Genomic DNA, 22,293 nt, shown 5'->3' on the forward strand with positions numbered 1-22,293 from the left:
CGATGGCAACGCCGCATCCCGAACCGAAAGAGGCCACGCCCGATGGGAGGATCGCCGATAACATCGTCTATTTCGCCCGCACCCTACGCAAGGCCGGCATGCGGGTCGGCCCGGCCTCGGTAAAAGATGCGATCGAGGCGGTGCTTGCCGCCGGTATCGGCTCTCGCGACGATTTCTACTGGACGCTGCACGCCGTACTGGTGTCGCGGCACGAAGATCACCCTACCTTCGACGAGACTTTCCGGCTGTTCTGGAAATCGCACGAGCTGATCGAAAAGATGCTGGCGATGTTTTCGCCGGTGGCGCCTGATATCAGAGAGAAGCAAAAGCCGCGGGCTGCGGAAAACCGCGTCAGCCAGGCAATGTTCGAGGGCCACCAGAAGAACCAGCCGGTGCAGGAAATCCCCGAGATCGAGGTCGACGCTCGCTTCACGTTTTCCGGCAACGAGGTGCTGAGGGGCAAGGATTTTGCCCAGATGAACGCCGCCGAGATGACTGACGCCAAGAAGGCGATCGCCGAGTTGCGGCTGCCCTTCGACATGGTCAGGACACGGCGTTTCAAATCCAACGCGCATGGCCGACGTATCGATCCGCGCGCCATGATGCGTTCGGCCGCGCGGACAGGCGGCGAACTGATCCTGCCGAAATTCCGGTCGCCGCGCGAGGTTCACCCGCCGCTGGTCGTGCTTGCCGATATTTCCGGTTCGATGAGCCAGTACACGCGCATTTTCCTGCATTTCCTGCATGCGCTGACGGAAAAGCGCCGGCGCGTGCACGCCTTCGTCTTCGGCACCAGGCTGACAAATCTGACGCGGCAGATGCGCCATCGCGATCCTGACGCGGCACTCGCCGATTGTTCGGCGGCGGTGATGGACTGGTCGGGCGGCACCCGCATCGGCGATACGCTGGCCGAATTCAACCGGTTGTGGTCGCGGCGTGTGCTGGGGCAGGGTGCGGTGGTTCTCCTGATCACCGACGGGCTGGAGCGCGACGACGTTGCCGGCCTGTCGGAGGAAATGGAGCGCCTGCGCAAATCCTGCCGGCGGCTGATCTGGCTGAACCCGCTGCTGCGCTTCGACGGCTTCGAGGCGCGCGCCCGCGGCGTCAAGGCGATGCTGCCGCATGTCGACGAATTCCGCTCGGTGCACAATCTCGATGCGCTCGCCGACCTGTGCGCGTCGCTGGACAAGACTTCGGCGCGCTCCGTCGACCCACGCAGATGGATTGAGGGTGGCGCGAGAGACGCCGCATAGTCATATGTTTTCTCCGGGAGAAACGGTGATGGAAAACAGCATTTATCTCGATGAGGCCCGCGATCCGCTGATCATCGCGGAAGGCTGGATGAAAGACGGCAAGGATGTCGCCATTGCCACCGTGGTCGAGACCTGGGGCTCGGCGCCGCGCCCGGTCGGCAGCCACCTTGTCATCGACGCGGACGGCAATTTCCACGGCTCCGTCTCTGGTGGCTGCGTCGAAGGCGCGGTGGTCACCGAGGCGGTCGACGTCATCGACAGCGGCAAGGCCAAGATGCTGGAGTTCGGCGTCGCCGACGAGACCGCCTGGCAGGTCGGCCTGTCCTGCGGTGGCCGCATCAAGGTCTATGTCGAGCGGTTGGGTTAGAAGCATGATCCCGCAAAGTGGGAACCGGTTTGCGGACAAGAATCATGCTTAAACAAGAGAGCATGATCCCGCAAAGTGGGAACCGGTTTGCCGACAAGAATCATGCTTAAACAAGAGATATTTCGATGGATCCCTACGCGCTGAAAACGCTGAACGCCGAACGCCGCGCCCGCCGCGCGGTGATCCTGGTCACCGATCTCGGCGATGGCCGCGATCGCATCGTGAGGGAGGGCGATCAGGTCGCCGGCGAATTGGGCGCTGCGATCGCCAAGGCGTTTCGATCAGGCAATTCCGGGTCGGTCGAGGCGGAAGGGCAAACCTTCTTCCTCAACGCCTACCTGCCGCAGCCGCGCCTGGTGGTGATCGGCGCAGTCCATATCAGCCAGGCACTGGCGCCGATGGCCAGGATCGCCGGCTACCCCGTGGAGATCGTCGATCCGCGCACGGCCTTTGCCACCGCAGACCGCTTTCCCGATGTCGCGCTGCATGCCGAATGGCCGGAGGATATCCTGAAGCGCCAGCCGCTCGACAGCTATACGGCGCTGGCCGCCGTCACCCATGATCCGAAGATCGACGATTTCGCGCTGAAGGCGGCGCTCGACGCCAACTGCTTCTATGTCGGTGCGCTCGGCAGCCGCAAGACCCATGCGAAGCGGGTTGAGCGCCTGCTGGCATTGGGCGCGACCGCCGACCAGATCGCCCGCATCCACGCGCCGATCGGTCTCGACATCGGTGCGGCGAGCCCGGCCGAAATAGCTGTGGCGGTGTTGGCGCAAGCGATCCAGGCGTTTCGTTCGCGCGGCCACGAATCCAAGGACGCGGTGGCGTGAAGTTTGGGCCAATCCCCGTAGATACGGCCGAAGGCGCAGTGCTGGCGCATGCCACCACGGCCGGAGAACGGCGCTTGCGCAAGGCACGCAGGCTGAGCGCCGAGGATGTGACTTTGCTCAAGTCAGCAGGGATTTCGCAGGTCGTCGCGGCCGTTCTTGCTCCCGATGATTTGAGCGAGGACGCTGCCGCCGAAAAGATCGCCGAAAGCATGATCCATCGCAATGTCGAGGCGAAGCCCGCCGCGACCGGCCGGGTTAATCTGCACTCCCGGGCGGCCGGTATCTTCACGGTCGATGCCGCGATGATCAACGCCATCAACGCCGTCGATCCGACCATCACCATCGCCACGCTGGCGCAGCACGCACCGGTCGAAAATGGCCAGATGGTCGCAACCGTGAAGATCATTCCCTTCGCCGTTGCTTCCGCCCTGGTCGATGCGGTGGCAAGGATCTGCGCCAGCGGCGAGATCTTTGCCGTCAATGCCTATCAGCCGGTGCGTGTCGGCGTCATTCAGACGGTTCTGCCCGGCATCAAGCCGAGTGTGCTCGACAAGACATTGCGGGTCACCGAAGCCCGTCTTGCGCGCTCAGGTGGCCGGCTGACGGCCGAGCGCCGCACGCCGCACGAAATTGGCGCCGTTGCGGAGGCTGCGGGCTCGCTGGCGCGTGACAACGATATTGTGGTGATCTTCGGCGCCTCGGCGATGAGCGATTTTGGCGACGTCGTCCCGGCAGCGATCGAGAAGGCCGGCGGCACCGTCATCCGCGCCGGCATGCCGGTCGATCCCGGAAATCTCCTGGTGCTCGGCGCGCTTGCCGGCAAGCGCGTCATCGGCGCGCCGGGCTGCGCCCGCAGCCCCAAGGAGAACGGCTTCGACTGGGTTCTCGACAGGTTGATCGCCGGTCTCGACGTGACGGCCAAGGATATTGCCGGCATGGGTGTCGGCGGTCTGTTGATGGAAATCCCGACCCGGCCACAGCCGCGCGAGCCGCTGCCGGCGCCAAAGTCTGAGAGTGCCGAGTTGAAGGTCGATATCGTGCTGCTGGCCGCCGGCCGCTCCAGCCGCATGGGCGGCCCGAACAAGCTGCTGGCGCTGTTCGACGGCCAGCCGCTGGTGCGCCGCAGCGCCGAGCGCGCGCTCGGCTCCAAAGCTTCGGGCACCGTCATCGTCACCGGCCATCAGCGTGAGCGTGTGCGCGCCGCGTTGTCGGGACTGGATGTGACTTTCGCCGATAATCCGGATTTCGCCGAGGGCCTGTCTTCATCGCTGAAGGCCGGCATCGCGCGGGTCAGAGCCGATGCTGCCGGCGCCATGATCGTGCTTGGCGACATGCCTGGCATCGCGTCAGCCGACCTCGACAGGCTGATCGATGCATTCCGCAAATCCGAGGGCCGATCGGTGGTGCGGGCCTCGCATGAGGGAAAGCGAGGCAATCCTGTGTTGCTGCCGCGTTCGCTGTTTGCGGCGATCGCTCATCTGGAAGGCGATACCGGCGCGCGCCATTTGGTCGAGGCCGAAGGGCTCGATGTCATCGATGTCGAGATCGGCAAGGCAGCGTCCATCGATGTCGACACCCCCGAGGCGCTGGCAGGCGCCGGCGGCGTGCTGCAGGATTGACAAACCGAGGCCGAAAAACGATGCCTGTGGGATGGCTGTTCGTACCGTCCTATCCCCCTGCGCCCTTCTGACTTCAATATTTTTCTTGTTTTCTTGCGCCGCTTACGCCGACGTCCTCACGCTAAAGCCCTTCAAAGACGATCTGTTCGCCTATCCGGCCATCCTCTCGTCCGAGGGCGCCTATACAGTCGTCGACTATCGCGAGCTGCGCGATATCAACGCCCGCGACCAAGTGCCGGAGCGCCGCGCGCAGGCGCAGTATGTCGACACCGGTGTGCGCAAGGTGCAGCAGGATCTGCTGCTGAAGACCGACGCCGGCAATATCCGCCACGTCGCCGTCGGTCGCACGCAAGGCGCCGGCATCATCGTGCTCTATCTCCACGGGCAGGGCGGCAGCCGTAAGCAGGGCGTTGACGATTTCACCTTCGGCGGCAATTTCAACCGCATCAAGAACCTGATGGCCGGCAATGGTGGCCTCTATCTGTCACCGGACTTTTCCGATTTCGGCGACACCGGTGCTGCCCAGATCGCTGCGCTGATCGGCCACTATGCGGAACGGTCGCCGGGCGCGAAGATCTTCGTCGCCTGCGGCTCGATGGGCGGCGCATTGTGCTGGAAGCTGGCCGCCCGCAAGGATACTGGCGGCCGCATCGGCGGGCTGCTGCTGCTCGGTTCGCTATGGGATGAAAGTTTCTTCTCGAGCCCGGCCTTCAAGCGCCGTGTTCCGGTCTTCTTTGGCCAGGGCAGCAAGGACCCTGTGTTTCCAGTCGAGAAACAGGAAGCCTTCTTCCGTTCGATCCTGGCCAAATCGAAGACCTATCCGGCCCGCTTTGTCCGCTTCGAGACCGGCACGCACGGCACGCCGATCCGCATGACCGACTGGCGCGGCGCGCTCAACTGGATGCTGTCGGAGGCCCCTTAAGGCGGTGTGTTGTAGTCCACGACCGTCTGCGGGTTGATCTCACCGTCGTAGGAGGCGTCGACATCGTACTGCACCAGCGAGAAATTGCCGTTGCGAAACAGATAGGTCCCGGCCGATGCGGCATCGCCGAGGCCGCGCCACTTGTTGAGCGACGAGATCGTCTTGGTGGCGTCGTCATACTCGGAATTGACCAGCTGGTCGTCGGTCTGGAAGCCGGTGACGTTGATCGCCTCGACCTTGCCTTCGCTATCGTTGTTCTCATAGTGGATATCGAGTTCCGGCGAGGCGAACTGCAGCTGCCGGACGCCTGACACATCGTCGTAGACATAGTAGACGGCACTCTCATTGTAGGCAGCCATCGAGCAGAAGAAGCGAAACAGCCGCGTCTCGCGTTCGGGCTGATCGGCCTCGGCGCCGGCATCCTTGTAGCGCAGGGAGTAGGCGTCCGGCTCTGCCAAGGGCTCGCCGCCAGGCATTTCCTTGTCGCACTGGTCGCCATAAGTGGCCGCAAACGCCTTCTTGGCCTGCTCCAGCGCGGCATCCTTCTTCGGCGGCGGCGGTGCGTCGCCGCAGCTTGCCGGCACGGCGTCCTCGAATTCGGCCTTGGACGGTTTCAGTGCGCCCTTGTCGATGAAGATCGGGCGGAATGGCGGTTCCTGGATCGAGGCGTTGACCTGGCGCAGCGTGTAGCAGCCGGCAAAGACATTTTCGCTGCCGTCCTTGGCTGTCGCCCTGATGGCGACCGGAACATTGTAATAGATGCTGCCGGCCGCACCGTCTTCGGACACGCCACCGGTTTTGACTTCGACCCTTTCGGTGCCGTCATAGCCCTTGACGAAGGCGTCGAAATCCTTGGCCGGCCTAGTGTCGCCGAAATAGTCCCAGGCGCGCGCGAATTCTTGCCGGTTGATGGCGCTGTAGAACGAGCGGATGACCGCTTCGGCGTCCGACCTGTCGTCGACATAAGGCGCTTCGGCGGCGAGCACCGGTTGGCCTGTCACGGCAAGGGAGAAAAAAGCGGTCGCTGCAAAAAGGGCGCTTCTCATCGGGAATCTCCACCGGATGGGAAATCCTATCATAGCGATTGCGGCGACGTGGTGACGCTTGAAGAATCGCCTGCGCAGGCGCTAGGTGCCGCCGTCGGCGTTCCCGCCGGGATAGGAGATTCACGTGACCATATCGATGTACGAAGCGTCCGTGCCGGTGTTTTCGGCCAGGTTGAAGGCGCTATCCAACGTGCTGAACATCGCCGAGCAGAATGCGCTCGACCGCAAGATCGATCCGCAGGTGTTTTTGACGTCGAGGCTGGCGCCGGACATGTATGCGTTGACCAGGCAGGTGCAGATCGCGACCGACCACGCCAAGGGCGCGCCGTCGCGGCTTGCCGGTCGCGAGGTGCCGAAATATGAAGACAACGAGGCGAGCTTTGCCGATCTCCAGGCGCGCATCGCCAAGACCGTCGACCTTCTGGCGACATTCGCGGCTGCCGATATGGACGGCTCGGATGACAGAATGATCGAGCTGAAGCTTGGCGAGCGCGAATTCTCGATGGCCGGCATGCAGTATCTGCTGCATCTCGCCATGCCCAATTTCTATTTCCACGTGACCACGGCCTACGACATCCTGCGCCACAATGGCGTGCCGCTGAGCAAGGCGATTTTCATGGGATCGCGTTGAAGAATGGCGAGGAGATATCCCGGTCGAGCCGGGATATCCGTGACTAACGTGAGGACATTTCGCGGGCGACGCGCGGAAAATCGGCCGGTTTGATGCCGATGTCGGCACGGTCGGCATTGCTCATCGAATGAAGCAGCGCCAGAGCCGCGCGGTAGCGCAGATGTTCCTGCGGACGCGGACGGGCGAACATTTCAGTGAGGAAACCCATGATTCAAGCCCCTGGTTGGTCCTCCCAAGTCCCAATATAGGCAAACAATGACAATTGTGCAGTGCAGCATTAGCATGGCAGCCATGCCGCACTGATTTTTTGACGTCGCCGAGCGCCCCTGCTTCGGCCTCTCGAAAAAGTCGCTGGCCACTGGCCGGAGGGTTGGAGACAGCCGGTGCATTCCTGTATGCTGCGGCTTCCTTCCTGCGCAGCCGCGCAAAAGAGTTCCCGCCGGAGAAATTACCATGCAAAAACGCCGCCTTGGTCGGACCGATCTTCTTGTTTCCCAGATTTGCCTGGGATCGATGACCTGGGGCCAGCAGAACACCCAAGCGGATGGCCACGCCCAGATGGATTTGGCATTTTCGCGCGGCGTCAACTTCATCGATACTGCCGAGCTCTACCCGATCCCGCCCAAGGCGGAGACGCAAGGCTGGACCGAGAAGATCATCGGCAGCTGGATGAGGGCAAAGGGCAACCGCGACCAGGTGATCCTCGCCTCAAAAGTGGTTGGCCGCACCGCCAACACATGGTTTCGCGGCGATCGCCCGTCGAAGCTGGTGCGCGCCGACATCTTCGATGCCGTCGAAAAGTCGCTGACCAGGCTCAACACCGATTATCTCGACCTTTATCAGATCCATTGGCCGGAACGGGACGTGCCATGGGGCGCCAATCCGAACCGCGTCGGCGCCGTGCCGCTGCGGGCCGATTCCGCCGGTGCACCGGGCGGCGAGACGCCGATCAACGAAACGCTCGCCGTCTTCGACGAATTGGTCAAGGCCGGAAAAATCCGCCATTTCGGCCTGTCGAACGAGAGTTCGTGGGGCGTCATGCGGTTCGTCGGCGAAGCCGACAAAGGCGTCGGCCCGCGCCTGGCGTCGCTGCAGAACGCCTATAATTTCGTCAACCGCGGCTTCGAGGTGAACCTTGCGGAGGTCTGCGAGCGCGAACAGGTTTCCCTGCTCGCCTATTCGCCGCTGGCGCAAGGCTACCTGACCGGCAAATACGACCATGGGGCGCGGCCGCAAGGCTCGCGTTCTCAGCTTTTCAACCGCGGCCAGCGCTACGAGACGCCCAATGCCGCGGAGGCACAGCTCGAGTACAACGAACTGGCGCGCTCTTTCGGCATGGAGCCGGCATTGTTTGCCAACGCTTATGTCACGAGCCGGCCCTTCGTCACTTCGAGCATCATCGGCGCGACGACCCTTCCGCAGCTCGAAATGGCGCTGTCTTCCGCCGATGTCGTCTGGACCGAGGATATGCAGAAGGCGGTCGATGCAATCCACCAGCGTGTCGGCAACCCGTGTCCGTGAGCTGCTTTCCGGCTCTGTTAGGTGTGATTGCCAAACGATTTCAGTAGAGAGGGGGAAAAAGTGAATTTTCCGATTGAGGTCGTGCGCGAGAAATTTCCGGCAGTGTCGCTGACCGATAAGGGCCGTCGCCGCATCTATCTCGACAACCCTGCCGGCACGCAGGTGCCGCAGGCGGTCGCAGACGCGGTGTCACGCTGCCTGCTGACAACAAACGCCAATCTCGGCGGCTTCTTCGAAACCACGATCGCGGCGCAACAGATCGTCGATGACGCCCATGCGGCGATGGCCGATTTCCTCGGTGCTGCAAGCCCGCAGGAAATCATCATCGGCGCCAATATGACGACGCTGACTTATCACATGTCGCGCACCCTCGGCCGCACGATGAAACCCGGCGACGAGATCATCCTCACCCGTATGGACCACGAGGGCAACGTTTCGCCGTGGCTGCAGCTCGCCGAAGATCTTGGCCTTGTCGTGCGCTGGCTGGCTTTCGATGAGCAGAGCTGGCAGATCGAGGAGGCGGCGCTTGCTGCGCTGCTGACCGACAGGACGCGGCTTGTCGCCCTGAACTACGCCAGCAATCTGACCGGCTCGATCAACCGGGTGAAGGCGCTGACCGGCATCGCCAGGCAGGCTGGCGCGCTGGTCTATGTCGACGCCGTGCAGTTCGCACCGCACGGCCTGATCGACGTCAGGGACCTCGGCTGCGATTTCCTGGCCTGCTCGGCCTATAAATTCTTCGGGCCGCACATGGGCATAGTGTGGGGCAGGCTGGATGTCATCGACGCGCTGACACCGTACAAGTGCCGCTGTTCGTCCAATGCTCTGCCGGAGCGGTTCGAACTCGGCACGCCGCAGATCGAGCTGATGGCCGGCCTGAGCGCCGCGGTCGATTATTTTGCGGAGCTGGGCGCCGCCGCCGGTGAGGATGGTTCGCGACGTGCCAGGGTAGGCAAGGCGTTTGAAATTTCAATTGCTTACGAGAACAGGCTGACGCAAAGATTGATCGACGGCCTGTCGGCCATTTCAGGCCTGACCATCCACGGCATCACCGATCCGGCGCGTGTCGGCGAGCGCGTGCCGACGGTCTCGTTCACTGTCGACGGCATCGTGCCGGAGACGATCGTGCGGCAGATGAATGCGGAAAACATCTTCCTGTGGTCCGGCCACAACTATGCCTGGGAGATCGTGCACCAGCTTGGCATTCCGGCCGAGCATGGTGTCGTGCGCATCGGCATTGCCCATTACAATACGGCGGCCGAGATCGATGAGACGCTGGAGAGCGTGCACCGCGTTATCGCGATGTTGCGACAGGAGCGATCCTGACACGGCATCCGGCTGATATTAGCGTTTCTTGCCGCCGCTGAACCCGGTGAGGAAGGCAGTAAGATTGTCGCCGAGTTCGTCGCAGAGATAGCCGCCTTCCTGGACGATGACCGTCGGCAGGCCACAACCGGCGATGGCTTCGCCGATGCGCGAGAAGCCTGGCGTCGTTACCGTCAGTCCGCCGAACGGATCGCCCTCGAAGGCGTCGAGCCCGAGCGCCACGACAAGCGCTTCCGGCGCAAAGGCGCGGATGCGCTGGAACGCCATGTCGAGTGCTTCCAGGAACGCGGCATCGCCGGATTTGCGCGCCAGCGGCAGGTTAAGATTGTAGCCGAGACCAGGCCCTTCGCCGCGTTCGTCGGCATGACCCCAGAAGAACGGATAGAAGCGCACCGGATCGGCATGCAGCGAGACGGTGAGCACGTCCGGCCGGGCATAGAAAATGCCTTGCGTGCCGTTGCCGTGATGCAGGTCGACGTCGAGGATCGCCACCCGCGCAGTTTGCCTGCGCAGCACCTGTGCCGCGACCGCCGAATTGTTGATGAAGCAGAAGCCGCCGGCGACGTCGGCAAAGGCGTGATGGCCGGGCGGACGGCACAGCGCATAGGCAGCCGGCGCGCCCGCCATCACCACCTCGGCGGCCTCGACCGCGCTCCAGGCGCTCCACAGCGCGCTCGCCCAAGTCTCGGCGGAGATCGGGCAAGCGGTGTCGGCCATGTGGTAGCCGGCCTGGCCGACCGCCGAGGCCGGATAGGAGCCGCCCCGCGCGATCGGATGAATGTTGGGGATGACTTCGGCCGAAGCGCCTTCGATGCGCTGCCAGCGCGCAAAGATGTGCTCGAGAAAATCGAGGTATTCGGGCGTATGCACCGCGGCAACCGGACCAAGCCCGTGATCTCTCGGCCGTTCAATCGTGCAGCCGGCGGCCTTGGCGCCGGCGAGCAGCCGTTCGACGCGCTCCGGCTTTTCCGGATTGGGCTTTTGGGCGCCGCTGGAGAGGAACGCCTTGGGATCGTGGAGCTTCTGCTCTTCGGCATAAAAGGCTTTCATGATTTCCCTCATTTCTCTGGTGCATCGGCGAAGGCAAAGAACGCGTCGCCGACGATCTTCTGCACCTGCTCGTAGCTTGACCAGGCAATGCCCAGCCTTTCGTAAAAGGCCTTGGCGGTTTCATTGTCGCTGTTGACGGACAGTCTGAGATAGGCGCCGCCGTCCTTCCGGCATTCTCGGGCGACACGCCGCAGCAGGCGTTCGCCGATCCTGCGGCCGCGAAACCGATCTTCGACATAGAGATCCTGCACATAGACGCCGGGCCGCCCCATCCAGGTCGAGAAGATCGGGAAATGCAGGCACAGGCCGGCAAACTCGCCGTCGACTTCGGCGATCAGAGTCGAGAAGGCAGGTTTTTCGCCAAAGCCATAGCTGCGCAGGTCTTCGGGCGTAGAAGTGATTTCCTGGTGTGCGCCGGTATGCGCGCCAAGCCGCAGGATCGCGGCATGGATGGTTTCGACGTCCTCGATGCGGCCGGGCCGGATGATGATTTTGGGTAAATCGGCAGTCACTGGAGGTTCGGCGCCCAGGCACCCCCCTCTGTCCTGCCGGACATCTCCCCCGCAAGGGGGGAGATTGGCAGCTTTGCTCTTAGCGTCTGTCCTGCAACGTTGACGATTGGCGGAGACGACTGGGACATCCGATCTCCCCCCTTGCGGGGGAGATGGCCGGCAGGCCAGAGGGGGGTGGGACGGAACGCAAGCATCTCAGGCCGTAACCATCTCAAAAAGCCACCCGGTCACCGCCCTTGAGCGCCAGCATCTCGCGCGCCTCGGTGGGCGTGGCGACGTCCAGCGACAGCCCGTCGAGCACGCTGCGGATGCGGCGCACCTGGTCGGCATTGGACTTTGCCAGCTGGCGGCCGTCGTAAAGGCTGTCCTCCAGCCCGACGCGGACATTGCCGCCCATCGCCGCCGCAATCGCAATCATCGGCATCTGGTGGCGCCCGGCGGCCAGCACCGAAAACTGGTAGCTGTCGCCGAACAGTTTGTCGGCGATGCGCTTCATATGGACCAGATTGTCGGGATCGGCGCCGATACCGCCGAGAATGCCGAACACAAACTGGATGAACAGAGGTCCCGCCACCAGACCGCGATCGCGAAAATGCGCCAGTGAATAGAGGTGGCCGACATCGTAGCATTCAAATTCGAAGCGTGTGCCGCAGCCCTTTCCAAGTCTTTCGAGCACGGTCTCCATATCGGCAAAGGTGTTTTTGAAGATCGTGTCGCGGGTCGCTTCCAGCAGTTTCGGCTCCCACTCGTGCTGCCACTCCCTTGACCGGTCGAGCATCGGGAACAGCGCGAAATTCATCGAGCCCATGTTGAGCGAGCACATTTCGGGCTCGGCCCTGAGTGGTGCGGCCAGCCGCTGGTCGAGCGTCATCAGCGAGGAGCCGCCGGTGGTGATGTTGATCACCGCTGATGTCGCCTGCTTGATGCGCGGCAGGAACTGCATGAACACATCAGGATCGGCGGTCGGCCGCCCATCCCCGGGATCACGGGCGTGAAGATGCAGGATCGAGGCGCCGGCTTGGGCAGCCGCGATCGCCTCTGCGGCGATCTGGTCCGGCGTCACCGGCAGATGCGGCGACATCGACGGCGTGTGCACCGACCCGGTGACGGCGCAGGTGATGATGACTTTTCGCGGCGCCATGGCTCAGCCTTCGACCGGCAGGTCGAGTTCGCCGGCCAGCACCTGCAGCGAGTCACCGATGATGGCGACGATCTCGCCGATCTGCTCGGCCGTGACGATCATCGGCGGCGCCACCATGAAATTGTCGCCGTCGACGCCACCCTTGACCTTTCGCCCATAGATGATCAGGCCGCGCTCATAGGCGAGGTCGAGCAGGCGCTGGGTGGCCTTCTTCGCCGGTGCGATCGGCCGCAGCGTATCGGGGTCGGCGACCATCTCGGCACCTAGCAGCAGGCCCTTGCCGCGCACATCGGCGACGAACGGAAACCGCTTGGCCAGGCCCGTCAACTCAGCCATCAAAAGATCGCCCATGCCCGCCGCATTGGCGATCAGGTCGAGACGATCCATTTCGCCAAGCACGGCGAGCCCGGCGGCGCAGGCGAGCGGATTGCCGGCATAGGTATGGCCATGCTGGAAGCCGCCGGAGGCGAGCAGCGGCTGCACCAGCCGCATGGATGCCGCCAGCGCGCCGAGCGGCGCATAGCCCGAGCCCAGCCCCTTCGACAGCGCGACGATGTCGGGCTTGCAGTCAAAATGGTCGCCGCCGAGGAATTTGCCGGTGCGGCCGGCACCGCTCATCACTTCGTCATGGATGAGCAGGATGCCGTAGCGGTCGCAGATTTCGCGGATGCGCGGATAATAGCTGTCCGGCGCCACCAGCGCCGCGGTGGCAGCGCCGCCGACCGGCTCCATGATGAAGGCGAGCACGCTTTGCGGCCCCTCGGCGAGGATCTTCTCCTCCAGCATGTCGGCGTAGCGGACGCCGCGCTGTTCCATCGAGAGATTGTCGCGGTCGCGCCAGGCGGCCGGCGCCGGCACGGTCGGCATGACCTGCATCATCGGCTCAAAGGTTTCGGCCAGCGCCTCGTCGCCGGTGACGGCGAGCGCCCCGAGCGTGCCGCCATGATAGGATGGAAAGCGCGTGATCACCTTCCAGCGGCTGGCCTGTCCGGTGGCGACAGCCCATTGCCGCGCCAGCTTGACGCAGGATTCCGTCGCTTCCGAACCGCCCGAGACAAAGAAGATCCGGTCCAGGCCTTCGGGCAGCTTTCCGGCCAACTCCCGTGCCAGGTCCTCGGCCGGCTCGTTCTCGAAATGCAGCCGGTACGCGAAGGTGGCGCGATCCATCTGTCGCTTCATCGCATCGAGCACGTTGCGGTTGGAATGACCGATATTGGCGACCATCGGTCCGCTCGACCCGTCGATGAAGCGGCGGCCGTCCTGCGTCCAGATGTAGATGCCTTCGGCGCGGTCGACCAGCGGCCGGCGCAGGCTGGACAGATAGAACAGATGCGACGGCAGGCGCGTCTCGGTATCCGGGGCAGGGGTCTGGGACTTCAGCATGTCAGGATTTTCCGAGATAGCGGTCGAGTACATTCCTGGTGACGCGCTCGACCATCGCGTCCTGCCTTAGCAGGCCGGCGACCCATTCGCAGCTTCCGGCGTGGAACACCTCGCCCTTGCCGCGCCGGAAATTGACGATCATGCCGTTGCCGCGCTTGACCTTGTCGAGATTGGCGTCGCTCGCCTCGCCGAACAGCGTTTCGGCGGTGAAGCGTCCATCCTCGTCGCCGAGAAACTGGTGTTCGAACGGGATATCGGCGCTCTCCTCGACTTGCGCAGCCATGCCGACCGCAAGGATTTCCAGCCCATCCGGCGCGCCGCTGTCGGGCGTCGGGTAGGGCAGGCCGCCGTGGATCTCGTGGTCGAGCCCGTCGACCTCATAGCCATAGACATGGCTGTCGGCGCCGAGCAGGTCGCCGTAATAGATGCCTGTGCCGGCGAACGCCCAATGCTCAGGCCGGTAGACCGGAAAGCCGCGCACGCCGCGCGGTGCGCAACCGCCCCAGCCGGCGTAGATGCCCCTGGTCGCATTGAGCCCGAAGGTCGTCCCCGGCCGGCCGATTTCCGGTGCTTCCCAGGAGTTGGTGGCGCGGGTCACGTCGCCGCGATAGACCGGATCCTCGGCGCGGGCGCGGTATTTGTAGCAGACCTGACGGCGGCCCTCGTCCTCCAGTCTGGTCTGCCACATGAAATTGCCGGCGAAGCGCGCCGCATGGCCGCCGCGCTCGACATAGGCGTCGACAGCGTCGCGCATCTCCCAGGTCCAGTATTCGTCATGGCCGACGAAGACGACGCAGTCATAGCCGTCGAGGATTTCGGGCGAGAAATGCAATTCGTGCTGGCTGGCAAGGTCGACCGCATAGGCGGCACGCTCTGCAAAACGAAAGAAGTGGCTGTCATAGCTTGCCCAGCCCGACGAGGCGTATTTCTTCGAATGGCCGGTGGCGAAGGCCCATTCCATATGCGGATAGCGCGGCACGGTTTTGGGCGCCACGGCGACCTCGAGCGGCACGCGCGGCGCCTCCTTCGGCAGGACAACAAAGCCGCGGCACCATGGCCGCTGCGTCGACACCATTGGGGCATACTGGTCGCGGTTCGGGCCGGTGATGCCTTCGTAATGATTGGAGCCGCCCCAAGTGCTGTAGGCAAGCCAGGTGCTGGTGGCGGCGACCTGCAGCACACGACCCCGTTTCTTGCCGGGCTGCGGGGTAACGATGAAAAGATGGTGGCAGCGGACCGGCTTGCCATCGCGGCCATCCGCCGTCAGCGTGACGCGATAGGCCCCGGACGGCCAGTCGTCGCCGACGCGAAATTCAAACGACGCGTCCCAGCCGCAGCCTAGGACCGAACATTGGTCGGGTGTATCCTGCCAGCGTGCCGCGATCCCGGCCTTCTCGGACATTTTCGTCTCGATGCCGCCGTCGCGGACGATCGCCATGCTGAAGCTGGAGGCCGTCGAGCTGACATGCAGCGTCACCGTCTCGCCCCGACGGTATGAGAAACGGTCGCTGTAGCACCAGATCTCGCCATGTTCGCCGTCCATGCCCGGCCACTCCCAGTAGAGGCCGCGCACCGCTTGCCGGCGCTGGTGGAGCGTCAGTCCGAAATCGGGGAATTCGGTCGGCAAGTCAGTCATGGCTACCGGCATGATCGAAGATCGCCATTTCGGCCATCTGCTCGGCAAGCGTCAATCGGAAACGATCGGGCCAGCGATAGCTGACAGCCGGCCTTGGCCTTGCCTGTCAAACCGACTATCTCTCAAAAGGCGGCCTTTTCCGCCGCGGGAGCCGACATGCTGAGAGTGCAAAAGGTCAGGGTGGACGACATCTACGTGCCGACCGCGCGCAGGAAGACGCTGCATCCCGAGACCGTTCGGCATCTGGCCGAGGACATTCTGGAAAACGGCATGAAGACGCCGATCCAGGTGCGCCACGACGGCAAGCGCCATATCCTGGTTGAAGGCCTGCACCGGCTGGAAGCGGCAAAGTGGCTCGGCGAGACCGAGATCGAAGCCTATCTGGTGCAAGCCAAGCGCCACTGACGGTCACGGAGCGATATGGTCCTCGCCGTGGAAGGCTTTGGTCGCGTGCTGATGTGACGCGCGCCTCGGCGATTAGCTGAAGCGTCCGTCTTTTCGTCATCCTGGGGCGGAGCAAGGAGCGAAGCGACGCGGCCCAGACCCCAGGATCCATGCCGCGACTTCGGAGCGCTGCTACGGTGCTCATTTGCGCACCGCTGCATTCTTCGGCCGTGGTCACGGAATGGATCCCAGGGTCTCCGCGACGGAGCTTCGCTCCTGCTTCGCCCAGGGATGACGAAGTTGGAGGCTTGGCCAATCCAGAATGTTTATGATGGCCCACCGAAGTGAACGAAGGAATACTTCCGACCCGTCAGATCCCTGCAGCGCCACTGGCAGATCGACGTAAAGTACGGATGTTGTCGACATTTTTTCGTTGGCGGTGTCGGGCCGCGCTCTCGTGGCTCGTCCTTGGCACGAAGCCAATCAACAGTGAGGAGACCATCATGACGACCAAGCTCGACATCGCCCCCAGCTCCGACCGTGAACTGGTTCTCGCCCGCATCATCGATGCGCCGCGCGAGAACGTCTATCGCTGCTGGACCGAGCCGAAGCTCGTGACGCAATGGTTCGCGCCAAAGCCGTGGACGACGCCGCGCGCCGAAATGGACGTGCGCACCGGCGGCTCCAGCCTGGTCGTCATGGCCGGACCCGACGGCAACGAATTCCCGAACCCCGGGGTCTTTCTCGAAGTCGTGCCGGGCAAAAAGATCGTTCTCACCGACGCCTATACAAAGGCCTGGGAGCCTTCCGAAAAGCCGTTCATGACGGTCGTGCTGACCTTCGAGGATGAGGGCGAGGGCAAGACCCGCTACATCGCCCGGGTTGCGCATTGGTCGGTCACTGACCGCGAAGAGCACGAGAAGATGGGCTTTCACGAGGGCTGGGGCCAGTGCGCCGACCAGCTCGAAGAAGTCGCCAGGCGGCTTTGATATCGGCGGGACGCAAGGAGACCGACATGTCCAGATCGATGTTTTTCGCCATTTTCGCCTCGGCCGCGGCGCTCTTCGCCGCGCCGGGCGCCAGCAATGCCGAGGACGTAAAGCCGTCCATGACCAGCGAAACGAAAGCCATGCCCAAGCCGGCGAAATCCGGCCTGCTGCCGATCAACGGCCTGAATTATTATTACGCCGTCTATGGCCGGGGCGAGCCGCTGCTTCTGCTGCATGGTGGTCTCGGCACCACAGACATGTTCGCGCCGATCCTGCCGAAGCTTGCCGAAAGCCGCACCGTCATCGGCGTCGACCTGCATGGTCACGGCCGCACCGCGCTCGGCGATCGGCCGTTGAGCCTTGAGGCGATGGGCGACGACATGGCGGCGATCGTCAAGGCGCTCGGCTACGACAAAGTCGACGTCATGGGTTATTCGCTGGGCGGCGGCGTTGCCTTCCGCATGGCCGTCCAGCATCCCGAGACAGTGCGCCGGCTGGTGCTGGTCTCGACCGGCTATGCCTCGGACGGCTTCTATGCCGACATGCGTACTCAGCAGGCGCAGGTCGGCGCCGCGATGGCCGACATGATGAAGGACACGCCGATGTACAAATCCTACGTGGCGGTCGCGCCGCGCCCGCAGGATTTTCCAAAACTGCTCGACCAGCTCGGTGCCCACATGCGCAAGGACTACGACTACTCCGCCGACGTGGCGAAGCTGAAGATGCCGGTCATGCTGGTGTTCGGCGACAGCGACATGTACCGGCCCGAGCATGAGATCAAGTTCTACCAGATGCTCGGCGGCGGGTTGAAGGACGCCGGCTGGATGCGCGAGAACCTGTCGCAGAACCGCCTGGCCATCCTGCCGAACCGCACCCACTACGACGTGTTTTTCGCGCCGGAACTGACGGCAGTCACGCTGCCCTTCCTCAATGGCGAGACCAAGGTCAAGACCTGGGACGAGGTCATCAGCGAAACGAACTGATCGCCTGACAAGTGCCTGCCGGCCGTCTCCCGCGAGATGGCCGGCGCCGCTCGTTGCGCATCGCGCCTGATCGCAAGTCCCGCCTGCCGCATCACGCCGAAAGATGGCGCCATCAAAGCTTTTCAATTGACGCTCCTATCCCGGCAGCTAGCTTCTGCCAATCTTCAGAAAGAGGGCTCAGGCAATGGCGAAATATCAGGGTGGCTGCCTGTGCGGGGCGGTGCGCTACCGCACTGAGGCCGCGCCGATCAACGAGCGCGTCTGCCATTGCCGGCTTTGCCAGAAGGCGCTGGGCGCGGCCTTCAACGCCCGCGTGCTGTTCCGCATCGACGACGTGACCATCGACGGGCCGGTGGCGACGGTGAATTCCTCGCCCGATCTCAAGCGTGGCTTTTGCTCGCGCTGCGGCACGACGCTGTTTTCCCGGCGCGATTCCGCCGGCATCATCGGCGTCACCTCCGGCTCGCTCGACGATCCTTCAGTGTTCAAGCCACAAATGCATATCTGGACCGCCTCGAAGCAGCCCTGGGTACAGCTCGACGACGGACTGCCGCAATATGAAGGCGCCCCACCGCCGAATTGAAGCACAGGCGAATTGAAGTACATGCGAACTGAAGCACAGGCGAACCGAAGCGCAGGCGAAATCAAGCACAAGGCGTGCCCAAATTTTTTCGTCCGGGACACGAGATAGTCGGCAAAGCGTCATTGGCGAGCCATCATTGCCGCCTATCTATTGCCTGCGGGTCGGCAGTCGAAGGAGGCGACGGATGAACGACAGAATTAACACCCTGGATGAGCTTTTGAGCGATCCGATGGTCAAGCTGGTGATGGAGCGTGACCGCGTGCAGCCGGCCGAGCTTCGCTCGCTGCTCGAAGAAAAGGTTCGCCGGGATGATGATGCGCCGGTCAATCCCGTCACCGATCGCCCCAACTCTGATCGCCTTGGCACCGACCGCTCCGTCCCGCCCGCTCATATGGTAGCCGAGAGCTGTCACAATCTATGGTTGTGCGGCTAGGCAGCGACCTGCTGGCGTCGCGATCCTTCGCGCCCTCTCGGTCCTGCAGCGTTTCCAGGCTCTCACCGCTACGGTGATAGAGCGAGCGCCTTGCCCAGCCCCTCTGCCCTAACAATTTGATTCAAACTTTGTTGGTAATTTCTTGTTAGTAATCCGGACTGGTTTGTCCGGCGGCGTTGTCTTGCCCTCGGTCTGTTGTGTTCTGCGTACAGGTCCAGATGCGGTTATCAGGCGTCGTCATCTTCTCGATCGCGTCACTTTGCCTTGCCGGCTGCACGTCCACGTCCGGCGTCGACGCGCTGCAAGTGCCGTCCAGCGAGACGACCAGTTCGGTTGTGCGGCCGCCCGCGCCGGTGGCGTCGGTCGGCGCTGCCGATGTCGAACCCGACTTCGCGCCGGAGGAGGCGACGGAGCAGACTGTGGCGATGGCCACTCCGGAGCCTGCCGAAAGCATCGAGCCACCCGTCGAGCCGATTGCCTTGGTGGCGCCGAAGCGGCTGGCACGGGCAGCACCGATGCTCGCCGTGCCGGTCCAGCGCTATCGGTTCCGTGACGCCAAGCCGATCAATTTCGGCAGGGTATCGCCCAGACACCTCGCCGTTCACGGCGTCGACGTCTCGCGCTGGCAAGGCAACGTGAACTGGGGCAAGCTGCGCGCGCAGGGCGCGAACTTCGCCTACATCAAGGCGACCGACGGCGGCGATCATCTCGACCCGATGTTCAGGAAGAACTGGCGCAATGCCGACGCCGCCGGCCTCAAACGCGGCGCCTATCACTTCTTCTACTGGTGCCGCACCGCTGGTGAGCAGGCTGACTGGTTCATCCGCAACGTGCCGAGGGTCGAGGGCGCCTTGCCGCCGGTGATCGATGTCGAGTGGAACGGCGAATCCAGCTGCAAGCGGCGGCCGTCGCGGCAAAAGGTGCTGGAGAAGATGCAGGTGTTCATGGACAAGCTCGAGCGCCACTACGGCCAGCGGGCCATCATCTACACCGCGCCTGATTTCTACCGCGACAATCTCAGAGGCGCATTTCTGGACTATCCATTCTGGCTGCGCGCGGTGGCACAGCACCCGTCAAAGGTCTATCCCGGCCGCAAATGGGTGTTCTGGCAGTATTCCGGCTCCGGCCTGTCGCATGGGGTGAGGGGCCGCATCGACCTCAACGTCTTCCACGGCGACGAGAGAGCCTGGCGGAACTGGGCTGGCGGGCGGCAGATGGTGGCCGAGGCGGAGTAGGCGGCCGAGGAAAGCGCCCATTCGCAGGCCAGCATGAGGTGAATATTGACGGACCTGGCCGCCTGTCGCGGAAGTGTCATCGATCCGTCATCGCATTGAAATGTCGTTCCCGCAATCAGGTGGCTTCCATTCGAACAGGAGACGCCACCCGTGCCCCGCCATTCCGCGCTTTTCGTCCTGACGGCAGCGCTTGCTGCCTCGGTTTCGCTGCCGGCCCATGCCGACATGATGTTCAACCGGGTCGCGAGCTTCGCAGTCGCCGGTAACCTGCCTGCGGATGTCGAGAGGACCACGCCGACTTCGTCCGAGATCATCACGGCGAGCGAAGATGGCATGACGCTGGTTTATTCCGATAGCCCGCTCGGTGCGGTCGGCTTCATCGACATCGCCGATCCCAAGGCGGCCAAGGCCGGCGGCATCGTCAAGATAGCAGGCGAGCCGACCTCGGTTGTGGTCATCGGCGGCAAGGTTCTGGCCGGTGTCAACACGTCGGAAAGCAAAGCCAGGCCTTCGGGCAACCTCAGCGTTATCGATCTTGCCTCCAAGGCGATCGAAAGCACTTGCGACCTCGGCGGCCAACCGGACTCGCTGGCGTTCAGCAAGGACGGCAAGTTTTTGGCCATCGCCATCGAGAACGAGCGCGACGAGGATCTGAACGACGGAGAAATTCCGCAGATGCCGGCGGGCGACCTTAGGATTTTCACGCTTGCCGAAGGCCAGCCTGATTGCGCGACGATGAAGACCGTCAATCTGGCGGGCATTGCCGAAGTCGCTGGGGAAGATCCCGAGCCGGAATTCGTTGCCTTCAACGAGGCCGGCGAGATCGCGGTCACGCTGCAGGAAAACAACCACATCGCCATCGTCAACGCCGAAACCGCTGCGATCGTCACCCACTTCTCCGCAGGCTCCGCCACGCTGGACAAGATCGACACCAGGAAGAACGGCGCCTTGTCCTTCGATGGCAAGATCGAAAATGTCGCGCGCGAGCCCGACGCCGTGAAATGGCTCGACAATGACCGCCTCGCCGTCGCCAACGAAGGCGACTACAAGGGCGGCTCGCGCGGTTTCACGATCTTCAGCAAGAAGGGCGAGGTGCTCTACGAATCCGGTTCGTCCTTCGAGTACCAGGTCGCCAATGCCGGCCATTATCCCGACGACCGCAACAAGAAGGGCGTCGAGCCGGAAGGTCTCGAGACCGGCACGTTCGGCGAGGACAGGCTGCTGTTCGTCGCTTCGGAGCGTGGCTCCGTTGTCGGCGTCTACAAGGACACCGGTGCGGAGCCAGGGTTTGTCCAGATCCTGCCGTCCGGCATCGGTCCGGAGGGCCTGGTCGCGATCCCGTCGCGCAATCTCCTGGTCACCGCCAACGAGGCCGACCTGGTCGAGGACGGGCTCGCCCGCTCGCACGTGATGATCTACGAGCGCTCCGAGGGTCCCGCCACTTACCCGATGATCACGGCAAAGCCCACGGCAGACGGCACGCCGCTCGGCTGGGGCGCGCTTTCGGCGCTCGCGGCCGGCGACACTGCCGGCAAGCTGTTCGCTGCCTCGGACTCTTTCTACGCCAACGCGCCCTCGATCTTCGAGATCGATGCCACCCAGACGCCGGCGCTGATCACCGGCAAGACCATCGTCACGCGTGATGGCCATCCTGCACAGAAGATCGACATCGAGGGTCTTGTCGCCGACGGTGAAGGCGGCTTCTGGCTGGCCAATGAAGGCGATCCGGCAAAGCTCGTCCCGCACGCCATCCTGCGCGTCGACGACAAGGGCGAGATCAAGCAGGAAATCGGCTTCCCGATGGAACTGCTCGCCCACCAGAGCCGCTTCGGTCTCGAAGGCATCACCGCGGTCGGCGAAGGCGACGACCTGACGCTGGTGATGGCCGTGCAGCGCGAATGGGCCGACGACCCCAAGGGCCAGGTCAAGCTCTTGGCCTACAAGCCCAAGGCCAAGGAATGGTCGGCGGTGCGCTACCCTCTCGAAGCGACCGAAGCTGGCTGGATGGGGCTGTCGGAGATCACCACGCATGACGGCAAGCTCTACATCCTCGAACGCGACAACCAGATCGGCGACCTGGCCAAGGTGAAGCGCATCTATTCGGTGGCGCTCGACGCCTTCAAACCGGCCAAGCTCGGTGGCGACCTGCCGTTGGTCGAAAAGACGCTGGTGCGCGACATCGTCGGCGACCTGAAATCAGCCAGCAACGGCTATGTCGCCGACAAGGTCGAAGGTTTCACCATCGACAAGAACGGCGACATCTTCGTTGCCACCGACAATGACGGCGTCGACGATTCTTCCGGCGAAACGCTGTTTTTACGCCTGGGCAACATCAGCGCCGTGAACTGAGCTTTCTTGCCTTCTCCCCTTGCGGGAGAAGGTGGATCGGCGCGTAGCGCCGAGACGGAAGAGGGGTGTTGGCCGGAGTGCTGTTGGTGCCAAGCTGGAA

General features: G+C 63.4%; 22 protein-coding genes. 15 read left to right on the forward strand and 7 right to left on the reverse strand.

What is annotated here, in order from left to right:
- Positions 1-2 precede the first annotated feature (2 nt).
- The 5 genes from AC0L2B_RS22535 to AC0L2B_RS22555 all read left to right on the forward strand — a co-directional run bounded on the left by AC0L2B_RS22535 (position 3) and on the right by AC0L2B_RS22555 (position 4,991).
- Positions 3-1,253 (forward strand): vWA domain-containing protein, encoded by a 1,251-nt coding sequence (locus AC0L2B_RS22535; protein ID WP_287237543.1) that lies wholly within the window; start codon positions 3-5, stop codon positions 1,251-1,253.
- Positions 1,254-1,281: 28 nt separating this feature from the next.
- Entirely contained in the window at positions 1,282-1,620 is a 339-nt protein-coding gene (locus AC0L2B_RS22540; protein ID WP_027154201.1) for an XdhC family protein, read from the forward strand.
- Positions 1,621-1,745: 125 nt separating this feature from the next.
- Positions 1,746-2,450, forward strand: a complete 705-nt coding sequence (locus AC0L2B_RS22545) for an XdhC family protein (protein WP_027154202.1) — start codon at positions 1,746-1,748, stop codon at positions 2,448-2,450.
- Positions 2,447-4,069: an NTP transferase domain-containing protein gene (locus tag AC0L2B_RS22550; RefSeq protein ID WP_473746854.1), complete on the forward strand. Its 1,623-nt coding sequence runs from the start codon at positions 2,447-2,449 to the stop codon at positions 4,067-4,069. The genes AC0L2B_RS22545 and AC0L2B_RS22550 overlap by 4 nt, the downstream gene beginning before the upstream one ends.
- A gap of 31 nt (positions 4,070-4,100) precedes the next feature.
- Positions 4,101-4,991 (forward strand): alpha/beta hydrolase family protein, encoded by an 891-nt coding sequence (locus AC0L2B_RS22555; RefSeq protein ID WP_473746855.1) that lies wholly within the window; start codon positions 4,101-4,103, stop codon positions 4,989-4,991.
- Here AC0L2B_RS22555 and AC0L2B_RS22560 read toward each other — a convergent pair.
- Positions 4,988-6,037, reverse strand: a complete 1,050-nt coding sequence (locus tag AC0L2B_RS22560) for a DUF1176 domain-containing protein (RefSeq protein ID WP_473746856.1) — start codon at positions 6,035-6,037, stop codon at positions 4,988-4,990. The genes AC0L2B_RS22555 and AC0L2B_RS22560 overlap by 4 nt on opposite strands.
- A gap of 124 nt (positions 6,038-6,161) precedes the next feature.
- Between AC0L2B_RS22560 and AC0L2B_RS22565 the strand changes: the two genes are divergently transcribed.
- Positions 6,162-6,668 (forward strand): DUF1993 domain-containing protein, encoded by a 507-nt coding sequence (locus tag AC0L2B_RS22565; RefSeq protein ID WP_473746857.1) that lies wholly within the window; start codon positions 6,162-6,164, stop codon positions 6,666-6,668.
- Between the two features lie 43 nt (positions 6,669-6,711).
- On the opposite strand, the gene AC0L2B_RS22570 is transcribed toward AC0L2B_RS22565, so the two are convergent.
- Positions 6,712-6,876, reverse strand: a complete 165-nt coding sequence (locus tag AC0L2B_RS22570) for a hypothetical protein (protein ID WP_023798224.1) — start codon at positions 6,874-6,876, stop codon at positions 6,712-6,714.
- A 245-nt stretch (positions 6,877-7,121) separates the two neighbouring features.
- On the opposite strand from AC0L2B_RS22570, the gene AC0L2B_RS22575 reads away from it, so the two are divergent.
- On the forward strand, positions 7,122-8,189 hold the full coding sequence (locus tag AC0L2B_RS22575; RefSeq protein ID WP_473746858.1) for an aldo/keto reductase: 1,068 nt from the start codon (positions 7,122-7,124) through the stop codon (positions 8,187-8,189).
- Between the two features lie 60 nt (positions 8,190-8,249).
- The gene (locus AC0L2B_RS22580) at positions 8,250-9,515 is read left to right on the forward strand and encodes a cysteine desulfurase-like protein (protein WP_473746859.1); all 1,266 of its coding nucleotides are present in this window, start codon (positions 8,250-8,252) and stop codon (positions 9,513-9,515) included.
- Between the two features lie 18 nt (positions 9,516-9,533).
- Here AC0L2B_RS22580 and AC0L2B_RS22585 read toward each other — a convergent pair whose 3' ends face one another.
- The 5 genes from AC0L2B_RS22585 to AC0L2B_RS22605 all read right to left on the reverse strand — a co-directional run bounded on the left by AC0L2B_RS22585 (position 9,534) and on the right by AC0L2B_RS22605 (position 15,237).
- The gene (locus tag AC0L2B_RS22585) at positions 9,534-10,565 is read right to left on the reverse strand and encodes a histone deacetylase family protein (protein ID WP_473746860.1); all 1,032 of its coding nucleotides are present in this window, start codon (positions 10,563-10,565) and stop codon (positions 9,534-9,536) included.
- An 8-nt stretch (positions 10,566-10,573) separates the two neighbouring features.
- Complete coding sequence (locus tag AC0L2B_RS22590) at positions 10,574-11,077, reverse strand: GNAT family N-acetyltransferase (protein WP_473746861.1); 504 nt, start codon at positions 11,075-11,077, stop codon at positions 10,574-10,576.
- A gap of 211 nt (positions 11,078-11,288) precedes the next feature.
- Entirely contained in the window at positions 11,289-12,218 is a 930-nt protein-coding gene (kce, locus tag AC0L2B_RS22595; RefSeq protein ID WP_091591347.1) for a 3,5-dioxohexanoate:acetyl-CoA acetone transferase, read from the reverse strand.
- A gap of 3 nt (positions 12,219-12,221) precedes the next feature.
- Positions 12,222-13,601, reverse strand: coding sequence for an aminotransferase family protein (locus tag AC0L2B_RS22600; protein WP_473746862.1), 1,380 nt, complete (start codon positions 13,599-13,601; stop codon positions 12,222-12,224).
- A gap of 1 nt (position 13,602) precedes the next feature.
- On the reverse strand, positions 13,603-15,237 hold the full coding sequence (locus AC0L2B_RS22605) for a N,N-dimethylformamidase beta subunit family domain-containing protein (protein ID WP_473746863.1): 1,635 nt from the start codon (positions 15,235-15,237) through the stop codon (positions 13,603-13,605).
- 156 nt (positions 15,238-15,393) lie between these two features.
- Between AC0L2B_RS22605 and AC0L2B_RS22610 the strand changes: the two genes are divergently transcribed.
- From AC0L2B_RS22610 to AC0L2B_RS22640, 7 genes are all read left to right on the forward strand, one after another.
- Complete coding sequence (locus tag AC0L2B_RS22610; protein WP_023798216.1) at positions 15,394-15,642, forward strand: ParB N-terminal domain-containing protein; 249 nt, start codon at positions 15,394-15,396, stop codon at positions 15,640-15,642.
- 482 nt (positions 15,643-16,124) lie between these two features.
- Positions 16,125-16,610 carry an SRPBCC family protein gene (locus tag AC0L2B_RS22615; RefSeq protein WP_128168485.1) on the forward strand — a complete coding sequence of 162 codons (486 nt, stop codon included), beginning with the start codon at positions 16,125-16,127 and terminating at the stop codon, positions 16,608-16,610.
- A gap of 26 nt (positions 16,611-16,636) precedes the next feature.
- Positions 16,637-17,593 carry an alpha/beta fold hydrolase gene (locus AC0L2B_RS22620; RefSeq protein ID WP_473746864.1) on the forward strand — a complete coding sequence of 319 codons (957 nt, stop codon included), beginning with the start codon at positions 16,637-16,639 and terminating at the stop codon, positions 17,591-17,593.
- A 184-nt stretch (positions 17,594-17,777) separates the two neighbouring features.
- Positions 17,778-18,176, forward strand: a complete 399-nt coding sequence (locus AC0L2B_RS22625) for a GFA family protein (protein ID WP_473507533.1) — start codon at positions 17,778-17,780, stop codon at positions 18,174-18,176.
- A gap of 184 nt (positions 18,177-18,360) precedes the next feature.
- On the forward strand, positions 18,361-18,609 hold the full coding sequence (locus tag AC0L2B_RS22630) for a hypothetical protein (protein ID WP_091591341.1): 249 nt from the start codon (positions 18,361-18,363) through the stop codon (positions 18,607-18,609).
- A gap of 218 nt (positions 18,610-18,827) precedes the next feature.
- Positions 18,828-19,844 (forward strand): glycoside hydrolase family 25 protein, encoded by a 1,017-nt coding sequence (locus AC0L2B_RS22635; protein WP_473746866.1) that lies wholly within the window; start codon positions 18,828-18,830, stop codon positions 19,842-19,844.
- A 150-nt stretch (positions 19,845-19,994) separates the two neighbouring features.
- On the forward strand, positions 19,995-22,193 hold the full coding sequence (locus tag AC0L2B_RS22640) for an esterase-like activity of phytase family protein (protein WP_473746867.1): 2,199 nt from the start codon (positions 19,995-19,997) through the stop codon (positions 22,191-22,193).
- Positions 22,194-22,293 lie beyond the last annotated feature (100 nt).

It is taken from the genome of Mesorhizobium sp. WSM4815, assembly GCF_055811575.1.

Bases quoted from the DNA above. Each gene is read 5' to 3' on its own strand.
- AC0L2B_RS22535 (WP_287237543.1), top strand. From the start codon at position 3: ATGGCAACGCCGCATCCCGAACCGAAAGAGGCCACGCCCGATGGGAGG.
- AC0L2B_RS22540 (WP_027154201.1), top strand. From the start codon at position 1,282: ATGGAAAACAGCATTTATCTCGATGAGGCCCGCGATCCGCTGATCATC.
- AC0L2B_RS22555 (WP_473746855.1), top strand. From the start codon at position 4,101: ATGGCTGTTCGTACCGTCCTATCCCCCTGCGCCCTTCTGACTTCAATA.
- AC0L2B_RS22625 (WP_473507533.1), top strand. From the start codon at position 17,778: ATGGCGAAATATCAGGGTGGCTGCCTGTGCGGGGCGGTGCGCTACCGC.
- AC0L2B_RS22605 (WP_473746863.1), bottom strand. From the start codon at position 15,237: ATGACTGACTTGCCGACCGAATTCCCCGATTTCGGACTGACGCTCCAC.
- AC0L2B_RS22620 (WP_473746864.1), top strand. From the start codon at position 16,637: ATGTCCAGATCGATGTTTTTCGCCATTTTCGCCTCGGCCGCGGCGCTC.
- AC0L2B_RS22545 (WP_027154202.1), top strand. From the start codon at position 1,746: ATGGATCCCTACGCGCTGAAAACGCTGAACGCCGAACGCCGCGCCCGC.
- kce (WP_091591347.1), bottom strand. From the start codon at position 12,218: ATGGCGCCGCGAAAAGTCATCATCACCTGCGCCGTCACCGGGTCGGTG.
- AC0L2B_RS22600 (WP_473746862.1), bottom strand. From the start codon at position 13,601: ATGCTGAAGTCCCAGACCCCTGCCCCGGATACCGAGACGCGCCTGCCG.
- AC0L2B_RS22615 (WP_128168485.1), top strand. From the start codon at position 16,125: ATGACGACCAAGCTCGACATCGCCCCCAGCTCCGACCGTGAACTGGTT.
- AC0L2B_RS22560 (WP_473746856.1), bottom strand. From the start codon at position 6,037: ATGAGAAGCGCCCTTTTTGCAGCGACCGCTTTTTTCTCCCTTGCCGTG.
- AC0L2B_RS22635 (WP_473746866.1), top strand. From the start codon at position 18,828: ATGCGGTTATCAGGCGTCGTCATCTTCTCGATCGCGTCACTTTGCCTT.
- AC0L2B_RS22575 (WP_473746858.1), top strand. From the start codon at position 7,122: ATGCAAAAACGCCGCCTTGGTCGGACCGATCTTCTTGTTTCCCAGATT.
- AC0L2B_RS22570 (WP_023798224.1), bottom strand. From the start codon at position 6,876: ATGGGTTTCCTCACTGAAATGTTCGCCCGTCCGCGTCCGCAGGAACAT.
- AC0L2B_RS22630 (WP_091591341.1), top strand. From the start codon at position 18,361: ATGAACGACAGAATTAACACCCTGGATGAGCTTTTGAGCGATCCGATG.
- AC0L2B_RS22610 (WP_023798216.1), top strand. From the start codon at position 15,394: ATGCTGAGAGTGCAAAAGGTCAGGGTGGACGACATCTACGTGCCGACC.
- AC0L2B_RS22585 (WP_473746860.1), bottom strand. From the start codon at position 10,565: ATGAAAGCCTTTTATGCCGAAGAGCAGAAGCTCCACGATCCCAAGGCG.